Here is an 18,291-nt window from a genome sequence, read left to right as displayed (position 1 = left end):
TTTTCAACCCCCTGAAGGAGCGTCACTCATGCCTATCATCAACAGCCAGGTCAAACCGTTCAAAGCTACCGCTTACCACCAGGGCAAGTTCGTCGAAGTCTCGGATGCCGACCTGAAAGGCAAATGGTCCGTGGTGTTCTTCTACCCGGCCGACTTCACCTTCGTCTGCCCGACCGAGCTGGGCGACCTGGCCGACAACTACGCGCAGTTCAAAGACCTGGGCGTGGAAATCTACGGCGTGTCCACCGACACCCACTTCACCCACAAAGCCTGGCACGACACCTCGGACACCATCGGCAAGATCCAGTACCCGCTGATCGGTGACCCGACCCACGTCATCTCGCGCAACTTCGACGTGCTGATCGAAGAAGCCGGCATCGCTGACCGTGGCACCTTCGTGATCAACCCTGAAGGCCAGATCAAGATCGTCGAACTCAACGACGGTGGTGTAGGCCGTGACGCCAGCGAGCTGCTGCGCAAGGTCAAAGCTGCCCAGTACGTTGCCGCCCACCCAGGCGAAGTCTGCCCGGCCAAGTGGAAAGAAGGCGAAGCGACCCTGGCGCCATCGCTGGACCTGGTCGGCAAGATCTAAGACCGTGAGCCAGCCGAGGGCGGTGGTCTACCGCACCTGACGTTGTCACCGCCCCGCAAAACGCCCGGGCGCTTTCGCCCGGGCGTTGTTATTTCTACCGTTTGAAAAAGGAATCGCCCGTATGTTGGACGCCACGCTTAAAACTCAGTTGAAAGCCTACCTGGAGCGGGTCACTCAGCCGATCGAGATCGTCGCTTCCCTCGATGACGGCGCGAAGTCCCGCGAATTGCGCGACCTGCTGGTGGAAATCGCCGGCCTGTCGAACCTGATTACCCTGCGTGAAGATGGCAGCGACGCCCGTCGTCCGTCGTTCTCGCTGAACCGCCCGGGCGCTGACATCAGCCTGCGCTTTGCCGGCATCCCCATGGGCCACGAATTCACCTCGCTGGTGCTTGCCCTGTTGCAGGTCGGCGGTCATCCGTCCAAGGCCAGCGCCGAGGTGATCGAGCAGATCAGCGCGCTCAAGGGTGAATTCAACTTTGAAACCTACTTCTCGCTGTCGTGCCAGAACTGCCCGGACGTGGTCCAGGCGCTGAACCTGATGGCGGTGCTCAACCCCAATATTCGCCACGTCGCCATCGACGGTGCGCTGTTCCAGGCCGAAGTCGAGAGCCGTAAGGTCATGGCCGTGCCCAGCGTCTACCTCAACGGCGAAGTGTTCGGCCAGGGCCGCATGGGCCTGGAAGAGATCCTCGCCAAGCTCGACACCAGCGCCGGTGAGCGCCAGGCCGAGAAGATCAACGCCAAGGATGCCTTTGACGTGCTGGTCGTTGGGGGTGGCCCGGCCGGCGCCGCAGCGGCGATCTATGCCGCGCGCAAAGGCATCCGCACTGGCGTTGCCGCCGAGCGTTTCGGCGGCCAGGTGCTCGACACCATGGCCATCGAGAACTTCATCTCGGTGCAGGAAACCGAAGGGCCGAAGCTGGCCATGGCCCTTGAGGAACACGTCAAGCAGTACGACGTCGACATCATCAACCTGCAGCGCGGTGAAGCGCTGATCCCGGCCACCGACGGCGGCCTGCACGAAGTGCGCCTGGCCAGCGGTGCCTCGCTCAAGGCCAAGACCGTGATCCTCGCCACCGGTGCGCGCTGGCGCGAAATGAACGTGCCGGGCGAGCAGCAATACCGCAGCCGCGGCGTTGCCTATTGCCCGCACTGCGATGGCCCGCTGTTCAAGGGCAAGCGCGTGGCGGTGATCGGTGGCGGTAACTCGGGGGTGGAAGCGGCCATTGACCTGGCCGGTATCGTCGCCCAGGTGACCCTGATCGAGTTCGACAGCCAGTTGCGTGCCGACGCGGTGCTGCAGCGCAAGCTGCACAGCCTGCCGAACGTGAAGGTGATCACCAGTGCGCTGACCACCGAAGTGCTCGGTGATGGCGAGAAGGTCAACGGCCTGCGCTACAAGGACCGCAACAGCGATGAGCTGCATGACCTCGCGCTGGAGGGGATCTTCGTGCAGATCGGCTTGCTGCCCAACACCGACTGGCTCAAAGGCACGGTCGAGCTGACCCCGCGCGGCGAGATCATCGTCGATGCCCGCGGCCAGACCAACCTGCCGGGCGTGTTCGCGGCCGGTGACGTGACCACCGTGCCGTACAAGCAGATCGTGATTGCCGTGGGCGAGGGCGCCAAGGCTTCGTTGGCGGCCTTTGATCACCTGATCCGCACCTCGGCGCCAGCCTGATCGATTGTGGGGTCGCTTTGCGGCCCATCGCTGGCAAGGCCAGCTCCCACAGGTCATGCGTGTACACATCCACTGTGGGAGCCGGCCTTGCCGGCGATGGCTTCAATGTGCTCCGGCAGCCTTGTTCAGGTCACTTTCCGCCCACTGGGTATACACGCAAGCATCCGCCACCGCCCAGCGTACCTTCACCGTATCGCCCGGCTGCATCGGCATCCCCGCCGCTGACAAGGCCTTGACCGTCATCGCCGTACCGCCCGCGGTCACCACGCTGCAGGTCTGGCTCTCGCCTAGAAACAAGACTTCCCCGACCTTGGCCGTCACCTCGTTCCAGCCCGCCGGCAATGCCTCACGCGCCGCTTGCTCGACACTCAGGGCCAGGGCTTTTTCCGGGCGCACCATCAACAGCACCTCCTGCCCCTCGGCCAGCCCCGGGGTAAGACGCATCGCCAGCGGCTGCCCTTCGAAACTCGCCGCGCCGTTGCCATGGGCCTTGATCCGCAAGAAGTTGGAGTTGCCCAGAAACGAGGCGACAAAGGCATTCGGCGGATTCTGGTAGAGGTCGTAACCGCTGCCCAGGCCGACGATCTTGCCGTGGCTGAAAATGGCGATGCGCTGGGACAGGCGCATGGCTTCTTCCTGGTCGTGGGTGACGTAGACGATGGTGATGCCCAGGCGCCGGTGCAGTTGGCGCAGTTCATCTTGCAGGTCTTCACGCAGTTTTTTATCCAGCGCCCCCAGCGGTTCGTCCATCAGCAGGATGCGGGGTTCATAGACCAGCGCCCGGGCAATCGCCACCCGCTGTTGCTGGCCGCCGGACAACTGCGCCGGGTGACGGTGGGCGAAGCTGTCCAGTTGCACCAGCTTGAGCATGGCATCGACCTGCTTGTCGCGTTCGGCGGCGCTGCGTTTGCGGATGGCCAGGGGGAAGGCGATGTTGTCGCGCACCGACAGGTGCGGGAACAGCGAGTAACGCTGGAACACCATGCCGATATCGCGCTTGTGCGGCGGCACGTTGACCAGGGAGGCGCCATTGACCAGGATCTCGCCGCTGCTCGGCGTCTCGAAGCCGGCGAGCATCGACAGGGTGGTGCTCTTGCCTGAGCCGCTGGAGCCGAGGAAGGTGAGGAATTCACCGTCCTGGATGTCCAGGCTGATGTCGTCCACGGCGGCAAAATCGCCGTAGTGCTTGTTCAGGTTGCGCAGGCTGACCAGGGTCCTGGCCGGTTGCTTGTCGTTGAGGACTGCACTCATCTTGTTGTTCTCCAGGCGCTCAGGCGCTGACCGGGTTGCGCCGGCGCAGAGCGGCGGCAATCATCATCACCAGCACCGACAGGCCGATCAGCAGCGTCGAAGCGACGGCGATCACCGGGGTCAGGTCCTGGCGCAGGGTGGTCCACATTTTTACCGGCAGGGTCTGCAGGTTGGGGCTGGCCATCATCACGCTGAGCACCACCTCGTCCCACGACACCAGGAAGGCGAACAGCGCGCCGGCGATCATCCCCGGGCGAATCGCCGGGAAGGTCACCTTGACGATAGCCTGCAGGCGCGAGGCGCCGCAGATCACCGCGGCGTCTTCGATCGACTGGTCGAACAGCTTCAGCGAGTTGATGATCGAGATGATGGTAAAGGGCAGGGCGACGATCACGTGGCTGACCACGAAGGCAAACAGCGTGCCGGTGTAGCCGAGCTTGAGGAACAGCGCGTACACCGCCACGGCGATGATCACCAGCGGTACGATCATCGGCAGGGTGAACAGGCCGTAGAGCATCTCCCGGCCAGGGAAGCGCCCGCGCACCAGGGCAAAGGCGCTGGGCAGGCCCAGGGCCACGGCAAACACCGTGGTCAGCAGCGCGACCTTGAGGCTGGCCAGGGCCGCTTCCATCCACTCGGCGTTGGAGAAGAACTGCTCGTACCACTTCAGCGTCCAGCCCGGTGGCGGGAACACCAGCCACTGCGACGAGCCGAACGACAGCAGGACGATGAACACGATCGGCAGCAGCAACAACAGCGCGATCACCCCGGTGGTGGTGTACAGGCCGAAGCGCAGGCGCCGGCTCATGGCATTGGGCGTCAGGAGCATCTTGGCTTACCTCGCGTTACTGTTGCCGACCGGGGATTCCGGTTGCAGCTTCAGGTAGAAGTAGAACAGCACCAGGGTGATGGCGATCAGCAACGCGGCAGCGGCACTGGCCAGGCCCCAGTTGAGGAACGACTGCACCTGCTGGACGATGAACTCGGGCAGCATCATGTTCTGCGCGCCACCGAGCAGCGCCGGGGTCACGTAATAACCCAGGGACATGACGAACACCATCAAGGCCCCGGAAAACAGCCCGGAACGGCACAGCGGCAGGAACACCTTGAAGAAGTTGCTCCAGGGGCTGGCGCCACAGATGGAACCGGCCTGCAGCACCATCGGATCGATGGCCTGCATGGTCGCCTGCAGCGGCAGGACGATGAACGGGATCATGATGTAGCTCATGCCGATCACCACGCCGGTGAGGTTGTGCACCATCTCCAGCGGCGCATCGATGATGCCGAGGGCCATCAGTGCCTTGTTGATCACCCCCGAGGCCTGCAGCAGCACCAGCCAGGAGTAGGTGCGGGCGAGCAGGCTGGTCCACATCGACAGCAGCACGATGTTCAGCAGCCAGCGGCCCCAGCCGCGCGGCACCAGGGTGATCGCCCAGGCCAGGGGGAAGCCCAGCAGCACGCTGATCAGGGTCACCAGGCCGGCCACCGAGAAAGTGTTGAACAGCACCCGGGCATAGGCCGAGTTGGCGAACAATTGCTCGTAGTTGCCCAGGCCCGGGACGGGTTCGAGCACGCCACGCAGCAGCAGGCTGATCAGCGGTGCGAAAAAAAACAGGCCAAGGAACAGCAGGGCCGGCAGCAGGTTACGGCTGCCGCGCCAGCGTTCACGCAGGGGTGGCGTGTGCTTCATCGCTGCTCCCTTGGCGCCGGTCGCAGCGCCGGACGGGGCTTGCAGGGCATTGATGGCGACTTTCATTTGACCAGCCACTCATTCCAGCGGGTGGCGATGGCCGGGCCGTTCTTGGCCCAGTAAGCGAAATCGAGGGTCACCTGATCCTGAGCGTAGGCGGTCGGCAGGTTGGGTGCGAGCTCGGGCTTGAGCAGGCTGATGCTGTCGAGGTTGACCGGGGCATAGGCGGTGAGGTTGGCAAAGTCGGCCTGGCCCTGGGCGCCGCTGGCATTGGCCAGGAATTTCATCGCCGCATCCTTGTTTTTCGCGCCCTTGGGGATGACCAGAAAATCGGCCATGACCAGGTTCTGCTTCCAGCTCACCCCGACCGGTGCGCCATCTTGCTGCAGGGCGTAGACCCGGCCGTTCCAGAACTGGCCCAGGCTTGCCTCACCGGAAGCCAGCAGTTGCTGCGATTGCGCACCACCGCCCCACCAGACGATGTCTTTCTTGATGGTGTCGAGCTTCTTGAAGGCGCGGTCCAGGTCCAGCGGGTAGAGCTTGTCGGCAGTGACGCCGTCGGCCAGCAGGGCCAGTTCGAGCACGCCGGGGCTTGGCCACTTGTACAGGGCGCGTTTGCCGGGGTAGGTCTTGGTGTCGAACAGCGCAGTCCAATCTTGTGGCTTGTTGGCGCCGAGCTTGCCTTCGTTGTAGCCGAGGACGAAGGAGAAGAAGAACGATCCTACACCGTGATCGGAGACGAAACGCGGGTCGAGGCGATCACGCTTGATGGTGGTGAAGTCCAGCGGTTCGAGCAGACCTTCGCTTGCCGCACGCAGGGCGAAATCCGCTTCGACATCGACCACATCCCACTGCACGTTGCCACTTTCGACCATGGCCTTGAGCTTGCCATAGTCGGTGGGGCCGTCCTGGACCACGCGGATTTTGCTGCTGGCACTGAAGGGCTCGGCCCACGCCTGCTTCTGCGCATCCTGGGTGGTACCGCCCCAGCTGACGAAGTTCAGGCTGTTGGCGGCCAGGGCCCCCTGGCAGGTCAATGTCAGCAGGCTGGCAGCCAGCACTGCGCTTGCGCGTTTGGAGAACAGCATAGGTACGCCCTCGTTTCTTGTGTTTTGAGCGGGCTTTGTGTTGCCCGCCTTGTAGTGGGGAGCATCAACAGGTATTTCGGTCTACGGGATGTCATATTATGGTATTCCAAACTTTTGACAAGAGGCTGCAGGCTACCGGCTATCACCCGGCGCCGGTTCGCGGGCGCAGATGCCCGAGACAGAGCCTTCGCGGTCTACCGTCTATAGTGAAGTAATGTGTTTCAGCGAGAGCCATTGCCATGCAGTTGATCAGCCGCGAACCCTGGTGGCGCAATCCGCCCAAGCCCGGTCAGCATGAACAGGACCTGGAATGGGGCTATCTGGAGATCTACAAGGATGGCCGGACGGTGTTCGTCGAGCAGCGCCCTACTGACAAGGAGCTGGCCGAGCGTAAGAGTTGCCGCAATTTCCCCGAGGCGCAGGACTAGCCCGTAGGAGCTGGCTTGCCAGCGATGAGGCCAGCCCAGTCAATGCAGCAAGTGTTGGCTGGACTACGACCGCTTCGCGCTCGATCGCGGGCAAGCCCGCTCCCACAGGTTCGGTGGTGTTATCGGCATTGGTGCGGCTATGCGCTGAACGGGATGCTCTGCACCACTTCCAGGTCATAGCCGGTGAGGCCGGCGTATTTCAGTGGCGGGCCCAGGTGACGCAGCTTGCCCACGCCCAGGTCCTGGAGAATCTGCGCGCCGGTACCCACTTCTGAGTAGCTGCGCGATTGCCCGCGCGGGTAAGGGCGCGGTGGCTGGGTCAGGTGCGGTACCCGTTCAAGCAGGGCTTGCGAGGACTTATGGTTGGCGAGGATCACCAGTGGATCAGCTCGGCGATGGTGCCGATCTTGATGCCATGGCGGGCGGCGAAGACTTCCAGGTCCGGGCGCCGGGCCATGCTGCCGTCGTCATTGAGCACTTCGACGATGACCGAGGCGGGGCTGAAGCCGGCCAGGCGCGCCAGGTCGCAACCGGCTTCTGTGTGCCCGGCGCGGGTCAGCACGCCGCCTTCGTGGGCGCGTAAAGGGAAGATATGCCTCGGCTGCACCAGGTCCTCGGCGCGGGCACCGGGCGCCACGGCGGCCGCGACCGTACAGGCGCGGTCGGCGGCAGAGATGCCAGTGGTGACCCCACGCGCCGCCTCGATCGACACGGTAAAGGCGGTGCTGAAGGCGCTGCCATTGGCCGGCACCATCTGCTCAAGGCCCAGGCGCTGGCAGTGCTCGTCGGTCAGGGTCAGACAGATCAGGCCACGGGCTTCGCGAGCCATGAAGCTGATGGTCTGGGCGTCGCAGCGTTCAGCGGCGATCAGCAGGTCGCCTTCGTTCTCGCGGTCTTCGTCGTCCACCAGCAAGACCATCTTGCCCTGGCGGTAGTCCTCGAGGATGTCTTCGATGCTGTTGAAGGGCATTGCGGCGCACTCGCTATCTGAGGTAAATTTCATGGTATACCATAATACAGATAAACCTTGAGCGGGAGCGTGCGATGAAGGCTTACTGGATTGCCCATGTGGATGTGACCGACCCCGCGCAATATCAGCAATACACCCAGCGGGCGCCGGCGGCCTTTGCCGCGTTTGGCGGCACGTTGCTGGCGCGCGGTGGGCGCAGCGAGGCGCTGGAGGGCAGGACGACGCCGCAGCGCAGCGTGGTGATCGAGTTCGAATCCTATGAGCGGGCGCTGGCGTGTTATCGGTCGGATGAATATCAGCAGGCGTGCGCGTTCAGGCAGGGGGTGGCGAGGGCCGAGGTGATTATTGTCGAGGGGGTGTGAGGGCAGGGCAAAGCATCGCGGGGCAAGTCGAGTCGTCGCACCGCCGCGCCCACTGTGCCGAGTTCGTCATCGCATGGGGCTAAAGCGATCAAGTCGGCGCGCCTGGGCTTAGGGCAGGCTGATCAGTCAGCCCAAGGAGATGACCATGACCCGACTGACCCTGTCCGAAGCCCATTCACTTGCCTATTCAATCCTCTTGCACAATGGCTTTGGCGCCGACCACGCCCAGGCGGTGAGCGACACCATCGTCGCCGGCGAACGCGATGGCTGCGCATCCCATGGCCTGTACCGGGTACTGGGCTGCGTCAGTTCGCTCAAGGCCGGTAAGGTGGTCGCCGATGCACGCCCCGACGTCATTGACCAGGCGCCCTCGATCGTGCGCGTGGACGCCGGCGGCGGGTTTTCCCAACTGGCGTTCCAGGCCGGCTTGCCGGTGTTGCAAGCCAAGGCCCGCAGCAACGGCATCGCGGCCCTGGCGATTAACCGCTGTGTGCACTTTTCCGCGTTGTGGGTCGAGATCGAGCAACTGGCCGAGGCCGGCCTGGTCGCCCTGGCGTTCACCCCCAGCCATGCCTGGGTCGCACCTGCCGGTGGGCATCGGCCGGTGTTCGGCACCAATCCCATCGCCTTCGGCTGGCCGCGGGCGGGCAAGCCTCCTTACGTATTCGACTTCGCCACCAGCGCCATCGCCCGCGGTGACATCGAACTGCATCGGCGTGCGGGCCAGGCCATTCCCGTAGGCTGGGGTGTCGACGAGCACGGCCAGCCCAGCACCGACCCCAATGTGGTCCTGGACCGTGGCGCGATGCTGACCTTCGGCGGGCACAAGGGCTCGGCGCTGGCGGCGATGGTCGAGCTGATTGCCGGTCCCTTGATCGGTGACTTGACCAGTGCCGAATCCTTGGCCCATGCCGACGGCAGCAAAGCCTCGCCCTACCACGGCGAATTGCTGATCGCCCTGGACCCGCGCAGGTTCCTGGGCGATGCCGCCGATCAGCACCTGGCCCGCGCCGAAGCGGTATTCGAGAGCATTGAAGGGCAGGGCGCGCGGCTGCCGTCTGCGCGCCGTTATGCAGCACGCGCGCGCAGCCTGGTGGAGGGCGTGGAGATTCCGCAGGCCCTGTACAACGATCTCAGGGCGCTGCTGGCCTGAACCCCTGTAGGAGCGGCGGTGCGGCGACCCTACAAGGCGGCGCTGCTGCTCCGGCCGTCAACCAGGCGAGCGATGCCCAGCGGGTTGGCGTCCTGCAGTGCCGGTGGTAACAGCGCATCCGGGCAGTTCTGGTAACACACCGGGCGCAGGAAGCGCTCGATGGCCAGGCTGCCGACCGAGGTCCCGCGGGCATCCGAGGTGGCCGGGTACGGCCCGCCATGCACCATCGCATCACAGACTTCGACGCCGGTCGGGTAACCGTTGAACAGCACCCGGCCGACCTTCTGTTCCAGCAGCGGCAGCAGCTCGGCGTGGGCCTGCAGGTCCGCGGCTTCGGCGATCAGGGTGGCGGTGAGCTGACCGTGCAGGCCGTTCAAGGCCTGCTGCAGTTGGCCGCTGTCGGCCACCTCGACCAGCACGGTAGCCGGCCCGAAAACCTCTTCCTGCAACAGCGCATCGCCCTCGAACAACAGGCTCACATCCGCCTTGAACAGCTGCGGCTGCGCCTGGTTGCCCTGTTGCGCACGCCCCGCCAGGTGGCGGATACCCGGATGAGCGAGCAGCGCCTCGACGCCCTTGCGGTAACTGGCGAGGGTGCCGGCATTGAGCATGGTTTGTGCCGGTTGCTCGGTCAGTTGCGCCGTCAGTTGTTCGGTAAAGGCACTGAATGCCTGTGAGCGCAGGCCGATGACCAGCCCCGGATTGGTACAGAACTGTCCGCAGCCGAGCACCACCGAGGCGGCCAGCTCGCGGGCAATCTGCTCGCTACGCTGGGCCAGTGCCTGGGGCAGTACCAGCACCGGGTTGATGCTGCTCATTTCGGCGAATACCGGGATCGGTTGCGCCCGCGCCGCCGCCATGTCGCATAGCGCACGGCCGCCCTTGAGCGAGCCGGTAAAGCCCACGGCCTGGATGGCCGGGTGCTTGACCAGTGCTTCGCCGACGCCGGCGCCGTAGATCATGTTGAACACGCCCTTGGGCATGCCGGTGAGTTCGGCCGCGCGGATGATCGCGTCGGCGACCCGTTCGGCCGTGGCCATGTGGCCGCTGTGGGCCTTGAACACCACCGGGCAGCCGGCGGCCAGCGCGGCGGCCGTGTCGCCACCGGCTGTGGAAAAGGCCAGCGGAAAGTTGCTGGCGCCGAACACGGCGACCGGGCCGACGCCCAGGCGATACTGGCGCAGGTCGGCGCGTGGCAGCGGTTGGCGATCCGGTTGCGCGCGGTCGATCCGCGCGCCGAGAAAATCACCCCGGCGCAGCACCTGGGCGAACAGGCGCATCTGCGCACTGGTGCGCCCGCGCTCACCGAGGATCCGGGCAGCGGGCAGCGCCGTTTCGCGGGTCACCAGCGCGATGAAATCATCCCCCAGGGCTTCCAGTTGTGCGGCGATGGCCTCAAGAAACTGCGCTCGCCGCTCTGGTGACAGGCTGCGCAACACCGGGTAAGCGTGCGCCGCCGCCTTGGCGGCGGCATCCACTTCTTCGGCGGTTGCCTGGTGGAATTGATACGGCAAGGCCTCGCCGCTGACCGCGTCGTGGCTCTGCAGGGTGAGGGTGCCAGCGGCGCTGCGTGCACCGCCGATGTAATTGTGGCCAATGATATCCGGCATGGAACACTCCTGAAAAAGGGTGGGATCAGGCCAGCGAACTGCCCTGGCGAACAGGCGCAGCTTGCCCGGCAGCGATACGCGCGGCGGCTTCGGCGTCTACCTGGTGCAGCGACGTGCCGCGGGTCTCGCGGGTCAGGCCGACAGCGACGATCGAGATCAGCGCGGCGCCGACCAGGTACCAGGCGATCGGCGTCGAGCTGTGGAACTCATTGAGCAGGCTGATGGCGATCAGCGGCGCCAGAGAACCGGCAAAAATCGGTGCCACCTGGTAGCACAGCGACAGGGCGGTATAGCGCACATGGGTCGGGAACAGCTCGGCCATCAGGGCGGAGTAGGGCGCATAGGTCATCGACTCGATGGCCAGGCCCAGGGTGATCGCGGCCATGATCAGCCAGTTGTTGCCGGTGTCCATCATCGGAAAGCCGACGAAGCCCCAGAACGCCGTGAGCACCGCGCCGGTCAGGTACACCGGCTTGCGCCCGACCAGGTCGGACAGGTAACCCATCAGCGGGATCATGAAGAAGTGCAGCAGGTGCGCGCCGAACATCAGCAGGAGGATCTGCGAGGTGTCCTTGTGCACCACCAGCTTGAGGTAGGTGATGGAGAAGGTCACCACGGTGTAGTAGAGAATGTTCTCGGCAAAGCGCGCGCCGATCCCCACCAGCACCGCGCGCCAGTGATGGCGCAACACTTCGACCACGCCCAGTTGTTGCTCGGCTTTTTGCGCCTGGCGCGCCTGAGCCTCCTTGAAGATTGGCGCGTCGTCGACGCTGGTACGGATCCAGTAGCCGATCAGCACCACCACTGCCGAGAACCAGAAGGTCACACGCCAGCCCCAGGCCAGGAACTGCTCTTCCGACAGGTTGCTCGACAACAGCAGCAAGGCGACGGTCGCCACCAGGTTGCCGGCCGGCACCCCGGCCTGCGGCCAGCTGGCCCAGAAGCCACGGCGGTTGTCCGGGCAGTGCTCGGACACCAGCAGGATGGCACCCCCCCATTCGCCGCCGAAGGCGAAACCCTGGATCAGCCGCAGCAGCACCAGCAACACCGGCGCGGCATAACCGATACTGTCGAAGCCCGGCAGGCAGCCCATCAGGAAGGTGGTGATGCCGACCACCACCAGGCTCAGTTGCAGCAAGCGCTTGCGGCCGAACTTGTCACCGTAGTGACCAAACACCAGACCGCCCAGCGGGCGGGCGAGAAAGCCCACGGCATAGAGGGCGAAGGCGGCGATGATGCCGTCGACGGGGCTGTCGGTCTGGCGGAAGAACAGCTGGCCGAAGACCAGTGCCGAGGCGGTACCGTAGAGGAAAAATTCATACCATTCGGCGACGGTACCGGCCATGGCCGCGGCCACGACACGTTTCAATCCCGAAGGGGTGGTTGCGCTGGAAGGGTGACTGGACATGCTGGCGTTTCCTGTATGGGCGCAAAACAGGCAGGCCGGTCTCCACGACGGAGCCGGCCCGGCAATCACTCAGAGGCCGACGTCTGGCAGCTGCGGACGGTTGGCCAGGGCCTTGGCCATGATCTGCTCGACGTAGACGCGATCCGTTTCCGGCAGGGCCAGACGTGGCGGACGGGTCAGCGCACTGCCGCGACCGGCGATGGCTTCGCACAACTTGATGCACTGCACCAGGTCGGCGCGGGCGTCCAGGTGCAGGATCGGCATCAGCCATTCGTAGATCGGCATGGCCTCGGCGAAGCGACCGGCCTTGGCCAGGCGGAAGATCGTCTCGCCCTCTTTGGGGAACACGTTGGACATGCCCGAGACCCAGCCCTGGGCACCGACGGCGATGCTTTCCAGGACCACGTCGTCCAGGCCCGCGAACAGCACGAAGCGATCGCCCACTTCATTGCGCACGTCGATGAAGCGGCGGGTGTCGCCGGAGGAGTCCTTGAAGCACACCACGTTGTCGCAGTCGGCCAGGGAAATCAGGATGTCCGGGGTGACGTCGTTTTTGTAGATCGGCGGGTTGTTGTAGACCATCAGCGGCACGTCGGTGTGCTTGGCCACGTAACGGTAGTGCTCGGCGGTTTCGAAAGGCTTGGAGCCATAGACCAGCGCCGGCATCAGCATCACGCCGTCGACGCCGACCTGGCGCACCGCGTTGGCCACCTTGGCGGCCTGCACGCTGGTGAACTCGGCCACGCCGCAGATCACCGGAACCCGGCCGCGGGAGGCATCGACGGCGACCTCGGTGACGGCGATTTTCTCTTCGGCGCTCAGCGAGGTGTTCTCACCCACCGAACCACAGACCACCAGGCCCGAGACGCCGTCGCGGATCACGTTGGAAATCACCTCGTGGGTCTTTTCCAGGTTGATCGAGAAGTCGTCGTTGAATTGAGTGGTGACCGCAGGGAAGACGCCGCTCCAGTTTACGTACTTGCTCATGGTGTTCTCCGGTTGTTTATTGTATTTCGTATACGATATTTCAAGTGATTCGAGTGGACCAGCGTTTTTTCACGGCTGTGGCTGATCGGTTTTCAAGGGTGTTTCGAAATCAAGGGGTTAGGCTTCAGGCACCGGGCCAGGTGTCCGACAACCGGTAGCCTTGTGGCCAGGGATCGCTCGGATCGAGCAGCAACTGATGGGTGCCGGTGATCCAGGCACGGCCGGAAATGCACGGGTAGATGGCCGGGCGACCGGCGATTTCGGTCAGTGATTCGATACGGCAGTCGAACTGCGAACCGATGATCGAGCGGCCGATGAAACGCTCGCCGACCTTCATCAGGCCTTTGGCCTGCAGCACCGCCATGCGCGCCGAGCAGCCGGTGCCGCAGGGCGAGCGGTCGATCTTGCCGGGGCGGATGACCACGGCGTTGGCGCCGCTGGCGACGCCGTCCTGGTACTCGACGGGCGCGGCGATCTGGCAGAAGGAAATGTGCGCCCAGTCCGGGTTCAGCGGGTGGCTGAAACCCAGTTGTTCGTTGGCGGCGCGGGTGATCTTGAGGCCGATCTCGACGATGTCCTTGGCTTCGTCGGGGCGTATCGCAAAGCCCAGTTGCCGGGCATCGGCAATGACGAAGCTGTCGCCGCCATAGGCGGTGTCGACCTGCAGCGAACCGTGGCCTTCGACCTCGATCCAGGCGTCGAGACGGTCGGCGAAGGAGGGCACGTTCTTCACTTCCACCCGCTCTACCTTGCCGTCGCGGCATTGGGCGACGGCCTCGATCAGGCCGCCGGGGGCCTCGAGCACCAGGCGCGTTTCGGGCTCGGTCATTGGCAGGATGCCGCTGTCGAGCAGCACGGTGGACACGCACAGCGAGTTGGAACCGGACATCGGCGGGGTGTCGGCCGGCTCCATGATGATCCAGGCCATTTGCGCGCGCGGGTCCTTGGGCGGGACCAGCAGGTTGACGTGGCGGAACACGCCGCCGCGCGGCTCGTTGAGGACGAAGTTGCGCAGGGTCTGGTCTGCGGCGATCCAGCGCGATTGCTCCCAGACGGTGGCGCCGGGGGGCGGGGCGACGCCGCCAACGATGACGTCGCCGACTTCGCCTTCGGCGTGGCAGTTGACGATGTGGATGATCTTGGATGAACGCATTCACAGGACTCCTTGTGTTGTTAGGGCAGGCCTCATCGCGGGGCAAGCCCGCTCCTACAAAGATCCCTGTAGGAGCGGGCTTGCCCCGCGATGCTTCTATTTCACCGACTTCAAGAACGCCGCCGTCTCCGGCTGCAACGGGTTGCCGATCACCTGGTCCGGCGAGCCGATTTCGTGTACCAGGCCGTTACGGAAGAACGCCACCCGGTCCGACACATCCCGGGCAAAACGTATCTCGTGGGTCACCAGGACCATGGTCATGCCGTCCTCGGCCAGCATGCGCATGGTGTCGAGCACCTCACCCACCAGCTGCGGGTCGAGCGCCGAGGTGGCCTCGTCGAACAGCATGTAGTCCGGCGACATCGCCAGCGCCCGGGCAATCGCCATGCGCTGTTGCTGCCCGCCGGACAGTTTGCCGGGGAAGGTCTTGAGCTTGTCGCCCAGGCCCACGTGGGTCAGTTGTTTCACTGCCAGCGCCTCGGCGTCTTCCTTGTTCTTGCCGAGCACCTTGCGCGGTGCGAGCATGACGTTTTCCAGCACCGTCAGGTGCGGGAAGGCGTTCCACTGCTGGAACACGATGCCGATCTTCTGGCGCAGGCGGTTGAGGTCCGTGGCCCGGTGGTGGACCTCGACGCCGTCGACGCGGATGTTGCCTTTCTGGATCGGCTCCAGGCCGTTGATGCACATCAGCAAGGTCGACTTGCCCGAGCCCGAGCCGCCGATGATCGACACCACTTCGCCCTTGTCCACGGTCAGGCTCACGCCCTTGACCACTTCGAGGTCGCCGAAGGATTTATGTACGTTCTCGATCTCAATCATTTTCCTGCCACCTTCTTTCCAGACGGGCGCCCAGGCGGGCAACCACCAGGCTCATGACGTAGTAGATGAGGCCCGCGATGCACAGCACCAGCAGGGGTTCCTGAATCCGCGTAACGATGGTCTGCGAGGCGCGCAGCAGTTCGACGATGCCGATCCACATCACCAGCGCCGTGTCTTTCATCACCCCCAGGACCAGGTTCAGCCAGCCGGGAAACGCCACCCGGGTGGCCATCGGCAGGACGATCCAGCGCAGGTCCTGCAGGTAGCTCATGCCCAGCGAACGGCTGGCCCGGCGCACGCTCAGCGACACCGCCAGCACACCGCCACGGACGATCTCGGTGAAGTACGCGGCGGTGTAGACGCCGAGCACGATGCAGCCGACGCTGAAGGCGCTGATGTCGAGCCCGACGATGCTCTTGAACGAGTTGAACAACACGAACTGGATCAGCAGCGGCACGCTGCGAAACACATCCAGTACCCACGCCAGTGGCAGGCTGAGCCGTGGCCACAGGGCCCGGGCCAGGCCGAACAGCAGCCCGGCAAAGGTGCCCAGGAGGATGGCCCAGAAGGTCAGCTGCAAGGTGATGCGCGCCCCATCGAGCAGGAACACCAAGTCGTTCCAGGTAAAACCGGTGGAAAACATGCCGAGCTCCTCAGTAACGGAACAGCCGCCAGGCCATCAGCCGGGCCAGCGCGACGATCGCCTTGGCAATCACGTAGTACAGCGCCGCCGCCAGGGCGAAGTATTCGAAGGTGCGGAAGGTCTTGACGTTGTAGTCCTGGGTCACGCCGGTCAGGTCGTTGTTCAGGCCGACGATCACCCCCAGCGACGTCATCAACACCGCCCAGACCATCTGGTTGGTCAAGGGGTAGAACACCACCCGCAGCAGTTGCGGGATGACGATCATCCGGTAGGTCTGGAAGGCACTCATGCCCAGCGAGCGCGCCGCGCGCACCTGCGTGGTTGGCACGGCCTTGAGGCCGCCGCGAAAGTTCTCAGCCAGGTACCCCGCGTTGTTGAAGGTGATTCCCGCCAGCAGGGCGATCCAGGAACTGACGTGCAGGCCCAGGGAGCCGAGGCCGAAGTACAGGATGTAGATCTGGAACAGCGAGGGCGTGTTGCGCGCGATCGACACCCAGCCGTTGGCAAAGCCGCGCAGCAGCGGCTGCTTGCCTTCGCGCATCACGGTCAGGGCCAGGGCGATCAGCACCCCGAAGATCATCGACAGCGCGGCGGTCTCGAAGGTGACCCAGGCGCCGGCCAGCATGTCTGGCAATGCGCGCAGTGCCGAGCGCCACTGGAAGGTGTAGTCAAACATGCGCGGGGTCCTCCTTGCAGGCAGCCGGTTGCAGCCAGGCCGGCAAGCGGCCGCTGGCCTGGCCGCTGCAGGCCGACTCGACGCATTCGGCGAGGCTGGCGAAATGCACCGGGCGACCGGCCAGGCCCGGCCCGTAGTGGGCGTACTTGCCGGAGTTGGTCATCAGCGTGCGCGCCGCTGGCGGGATCACCGGTTCACCGAGCATGCACCAGCAGGTGTCGGTCACCAGCGTTACACCGAAGCGTTCAAGCCCGGCGATCAGCCCGGCGGCGCGGGCCTGTTCGAGCACCGCGCGGCCGCAGGTGATGGCCACGACCACGTCGGGGTGTTTGCGCAGGCCCCGGCACAGCTGCGCGAGTGCGGCGAATTCGCTGAAGGAGAAATGCGGGTTGCCCAGCGACACCACATCCACCCGCGCCTCGCGGGCGCTGTTGAGCGCGCGCCAGCTGTGCAGCAGGCCCTTCAGTTCAATACGCTCGCTGGGCAGGCTGGCGTCAGGTTCGAGTACCTGCGCCGGGTCCAGCGCTTCGGGGGTGACCCCGGCGATATGAAACAGCGGCGCCGCCGAGGTGGTGGCAAAGGCGGCGCCGAACGCCTTGAGGTCGTCCAGGCTCGGCTGCGCCTGCTCCAGCCCGCGCACCAGGGGAATCCGCGAGCCGGCCAGGGCGCCGATGTGGTAGCCGAGCAGCGGATAGAAGCTGTCGTCCAGCGCTGCCAGCGCCGGCACCTGCACAATCAGCCGGGCCTTGCGCTGGCTGTCCAGGTGACAACCGATGCGCGGTGCGCGACCGGTCAGGGCGATGCAGATATCGAGGTAGTCGGGGTACTTGAGGGTGCGCGCGCCGAGGACGCTGTTGGCGTAGACCACTGCATTGGATTCGGCCCAGACGATCTGTTCGCCCTGGGTCGGCGCGCTGTCCAGCAGGTAAGGCGCGCAGGTGAAACTCATCTGCGCGCCCATGGCCATGTAGGCATCGCCCAGGGCGCTGGCCGGCTCGCCCAGCGCCGGGTCGATGCCCAGCTCGCGCCAGCGGCGCTGGTCGACCGAGATGGCGTTGAGCGTGGTCGGCACCCGCACCTTCGCGCCCCAGCGCAGCAGTTGCTCGGCAAAACCGAGGTTGGCGGGGCCGGTGTAGATGCAGCCGTCGATATGGGCTTGGGTCACGTCCAGCAACTGCTCGGCGCCTTGCAGCTCGGCCATGCGCAGCACGATCTGCATCGCCATCTGCGCAGCCTTGCCGTGGCTGCCGTCGAGCAGCGCCTGGTCCTGTGCTTCCAGGCTAAGGCGGGTGGTGAAAGGCTGGCCGTCCTGGGCAGGCGGCACGGCCTGCCAGTGATCGCCTGGCGCCTGGGAATACAGGCTCAGGCGATCCCCTTCGACCCGCGCCCAGCCTTCACCGCGCAAGCCGGCGAAGGCCTCCTTGCCGATGCACAGCACCGGCAGGGAGCGCTGGAACAGGGTCTGCGCGACCAGCACGCCGAGGGTCAGGATCTCGTCGGCTTCGGCCAGCACCAGTGCCGCCGGTGCGTGGCCGTTGCTGATCAGCTCCATCATCACGCTGCTGCCGGTGCATGAGCCGCGCCCGCTGGGAATCGCCAGCACGCGCCCGGCGATGCGCTGGCCGCTGAGTGGATGATGACGGTCGATGACTTCGCCGCTGCAGGCGTCAACCCCGCCCCAGAAGCTCAACCCGGTATCGGCGAACAACAATGGGCCCTGGGCTGCGCCCTCGACCAGGCTGCGCCCGGTCAGGGCAATGGGTGTGCTGGTCATGCT

17 protein-coding genes and 1 pseudogene are annotated in these 18,291 nt (G+C 65.0%); 5 read left to right on the top strand and 13 right to left on the bottom strand.

Going from position 1 to position 18,291, the window contains the following annotated elements; translation table 11 throughout:
* The first annotated feature begins 28 nt into the window (after positions 1-28).
* Complete coding sequence (gene ahpC, locus BV82_RS16360; protein WP_010223911.1) at positions 29-592, top strand: alkyl hydroperoxide reductase subunit C; 564 nt, start codon at positions 29-31, stop codon at positions 590-592.
* Between the two features lie 121 nt (positions 593-713).
* Positions 714-2,276, top strand: a complete 1,563-nt coding sequence (gene ahpF, locus BV82_RS16355; RefSeq protein ID WP_036994787.1) for an alkyl hydroperoxide reductase subunit F — start codon at positions 714-716, stop codon at positions 2,274-2,276.
* 102 nt (positions 2,277-2,378) lie between these two features.
* Here ahpF and BV82_RS16350 read toward each other — a convergent pair whose 3' ends face one another.
* The 4 genes from BV82_RS16350 to BV82_RS16335 are packed head-to-tail and all read right to left on the bottom strand — an operon-like array spanning position 2,379 to position 6,305.
* On the bottom strand, positions 2,379-3,527 hold the full coding sequence (locus tag BV82_RS16350; protein ID WP_036994789.1) for an ABC transporter ATP-binding protein: 1,149 nt from the start codon (positions 3,525-3,527) through the stop codon (positions 2,379-2,381).
* Between the two features lie 19 nt (positions 3,528-3,546).
* Complete coding sequence (locus BV82_RS16345) at positions 3,547-4,356, bottom strand: ABC transporter permease (RefSeq protein ID WP_010223904.1); 810 nt, start codon at positions 4,354-4,356, stop codon at positions 3,547-3,549.
* Between the two features lie 6 nt (positions 4,357-4,362).
* Positions 4,363-5,283, bottom strand: coding sequence for an ABC transporter permease (locus tag BV82_RS16340; RefSeq protein WP_036994790.1), 921 nt, complete (start codon positions 5,281-5,283; stop codon positions 4,363-4,365).
* Positions 5,280-6,305, bottom strand: a complete 1,026-nt coding sequence (locus BV82_RS16335) for an ABC transporter substrate-binding protein (protein ID WP_010223900.1) — start codon at positions 6,303-6,305, stop codon at positions 5,280-5,282. Before BV82_RS16335 ends, BV82_RS16340 begins: the two co-directional genes overlap by 4 nt.
* Positions 6,306-6,544: 239 nt before the next feature.
* Here BV82_RS16335 and BV82_RS16330 point away from each other — a divergent pair, with 239 nt between their 5' ends.
* Entirely contained in the window at positions 6,545-6,733 is a 189-nt protein-coding gene (locus BV82_RS16330) for a hypothetical protein (RefSeq protein ID WP_010223898.1), read from the top strand.
* Positions 6,734-6,870: 137 nt separating this feature from the next.
* Here the strand turns inward: BV82_RS16330 and ribB are convergent.
* Positions 6,871-7,703 (bottom strand): annotated as a pseudogene (gene ribB, locus BV82_RS16325) (3,4-dihydroxy-2-butanone-4-phosphate synthase).
* A gap of 74 nt (positions 7,704-7,777) precedes the next feature.
* Here ribB and BV82_RS16320 point away from each other — a divergent pair.
* Entirely contained in the window at positions 7,778-8,065 is a 288-nt protein-coding gene (locus BV82_RS16320) for a DUF1330 domain-containing protein (protein WP_010223892.1), read from the top strand.
* A 145-nt stretch (positions 8,066-8,210) separates the two neighbouring features.
* Positions 8,211-9,218: an Ldh family oxidoreductase gene (locus BV82_RS16315; RefSeq protein ID WP_010223890.1), complete on the top strand. Its 1,008-nt coding sequence runs from the start codon at positions 8,211-8,213 to the stop codon at positions 9,216-9,218.
* 29 nt (positions 9,219-9,247) lie between these two features.
* Here the strand turns inward: BV82_RS16315 and BV82_RS16310 are convergent, their stop codons facing one another.
* The 8 genes from BV82_RS16310 to lhpI form a co-directional block, all read right to left on the bottom strand.
* Positions 9,248-10,828 (bottom strand): aldehyde dehydrogenase (NADP(+)), encoded by a 1,581-nt coding sequence (locus tag BV82_RS16310; RefSeq protein ID WP_036994792.1) that lies wholly within the window; start codon positions 10,826-10,828, stop codon positions 9,248-9,250.
* Positions 10,829-10,853: 25 nt separating this feature from the next.
* A complete protein-coding gene (gene abaF, locus BV82_RS16305) occupies positions 10,854-12,236 on the bottom strand; it encodes a fosfomycin efflux MFS transporter AbaF (protein WP_036994793.1) in 1,383 nt (460 codons plus the stop codon).
* 69 nt (positions 12,237-12,305) lie between these two features.
* Positions 12,306-13,223 carry a dihydrodipicolinate synthase family protein gene (locus tag BV82_RS16300; protein WP_036994794.1) on the bottom strand — a complete coding sequence of 306 codons (918 nt, stop codon included), beginning with the start codon at positions 13,221-13,223 and terminating at the stop codon, positions 12,306-12,308.
* 124 nt (positions 13,224-13,347) lie between these two features.
* A complete protein-coding gene (locus BV82_RS16295) occupies positions 13,348-14,376 on the bottom strand; it encodes a trans-3-hydroxy-L-proline dehydratase (protein ID WP_010223886.1) in 1,029 nt (342 codons plus the stop codon).
* Positions 14,377-14,472: 96 nt separating this feature from the next.
* Complete coding sequence (locus BV82_RS16290) at positions 14,473-15,195, bottom strand: amino acid ABC transporter ATP-binding protein (RefSeq protein WP_010223885.1); 723 nt, start codon at positions 15,193-15,195, stop codon at positions 14,473-14,475.
* A complete protein-coding gene (locus tag BV82_RS16285; protein WP_010223884.1) occupies positions 15,188-15,838 on the bottom strand; it encodes an amino acid ABC transporter permease in 651 nt (216 codons plus the stop codon). The genes BV82_RS16290 and BV82_RS16285 overlap by 8 nt, the downstream gene beginning before the upstream one ends.
* 10 nt (positions 15,839-15,848) lie before the next feature.
* Entirely contained in the window at positions 15,849-16,514 is a 666-nt protein-coding gene (locus BV82_RS16280) for an amino acid ABC transporter permease (RefSeq protein ID WP_010223883.1), read from the bottom strand.
* The gene (lhpI, locus tag BV82_RS16275) at positions 16,507-18,288 is read right to left on the bottom strand and encodes a cis-3-hydroxy-L-proline dehydratase (protein WP_036994795.1); all 1,782 of its coding nucleotides are present in this window, start codon (positions 18,286-18,288) and stop codon (positions 16,507-16,509) included. The genes BV82_RS16280 and lhpI overlap by 8 nt, the downstream gene beginning before the upstream one ends.
* Positions 18,289-18,291: the final 3 nt, after the last annotated feature.

It is taken from the genome of Pseudomonas donghuensis (assembly GCF_000696345.2).
In the GTDB taxonomy this organism is placed as follows: Bacteria; Pseudomonadota; Gammaproteobacteria; order Pseudomonadales; family Pseudomonadaceae; genus Aquipseudomonas; species Aquipseudomonas donghuensis.
This window is presented reverse-complemented; position numbering and strand designations above follow the sequence as displayed.

Excerpts from the sequence above, each read along its gene's own strand:
- abaF (WP_036994793.1), bottom strand. The coding sequence starts at position 12,236 with ATGTCCAGTCACCCTTCCAGCGCAACCACCCCTTCGGGATTGAAACGT.
- BV82_RS16345 (WP_010223904.1), bottom strand. The coding sequence starts at position 4,356 with ATGCTCCTGACGCCCAATGCCATGAGCCGGCGCCTGCGCTTCGGCCTG.
- BV82_RS16300 (WP_036994794.1), bottom strand. The coding sequence starts at position 13,223 with ATGAGCAAGTACGTAAACTGGAGCGGCGTCTTCCCTGCGGTCACCACT.
- BV82_RS16335 (WP_010223900.1), bottom strand. The coding sequence starts at position 6,305 with ATGCTGTTCTCCAAACGCGCAAGCGCAGTGCTGGCTGCCAGCCTGCTG.
- BV82_RS16280 (WP_010223883.1), bottom strand. The coding sequence starts at position 16,514 with ATGTTTGACTACACCTTCCAGTGGCGCTCGGCACTGCGCGCATTGCCA.
- ahpC (WP_010223911.1), top strand. The coding sequence starts at position 29 with ATGCCTATCATCAACAGCCAGGTCAAACCGTTCAAAGCTACCGCTTAC.
- BV82_RS16295 (WP_010223886.1), bottom strand. The coding sequence starts at position 14,376 with ATGCGTTCATCCAAGATCATCCACATCGTCAACTGCCACGCCGAAGGC.
- BV82_RS16310 (WP_036994792.1), bottom strand. The coding sequence starts at position 10,828 with ATGCCGGATATCATTGGCCACAATTACATCGGCGGTGCACGCAGCGCC.
- BV82_RS16315 (WP_010223890.1), top strand. The coding sequence starts at position 8,211 with ATGACCCGACTGACCCTGTCCGAAGCCCATTCACTTGCCTATTCAATC.
- BV82_RS16290 (WP_010223885.1), bottom strand. The coding sequence starts at position 15,195 with ATGATTGAGATCGAGAACGTACATAAATCCTTCGGCGACCTCGAAGTG.
- BV82_RS16285 (WP_010223884.1), bottom strand. The coding sequence starts at position 15,838 with ATGTTTTCCACCGGTTTTACCTGGAACGACTTGGTGTTCCTGCTCGAT.
- lhpI (WP_036994795.1), bottom strand. The coding sequence starts at position 18,288 with ATGACCAGCACACCCATTGCCCTGACCGGGCGCAGCCTGGTCGAGGGC.
- BV82_RS16330 (WP_010223898.1), top strand. The coding sequence starts at position 6,545 with ATGCAGTTGATCAGCCGCGAACCCTGGTGGCGCAATCCGCCCAAGCCC.
- BV82_RS16340 (WP_036994790.1), bottom strand. The coding sequence starts at position 5,283 with ATGAAAGTCGCCATCAATGCCCTGCAAGCCCCGTCCGGCGCTGCGACC.
- BV82_RS16320 (WP_010223892.1), top strand. The coding sequence starts at position 7,778 with ATGAAGGCTTACTGGATTGCCCATGTGGATGTGACCGACCCCGCGCAA.
- BV82_RS16350 (WP_036994789.1), bottom strand. The coding sequence starts at position 3,527 with ATGAGTGCAGTCCTCAACGACAAGCAACCGGCCAGGACCCTGGTCAGC.
- ahpF (WP_036994787.1), top strand. The coding sequence starts at position 714 with ATGTTGGACGCCACGCTTAAAACTCAGTTGAAAGCCTACCTGGAGCGG.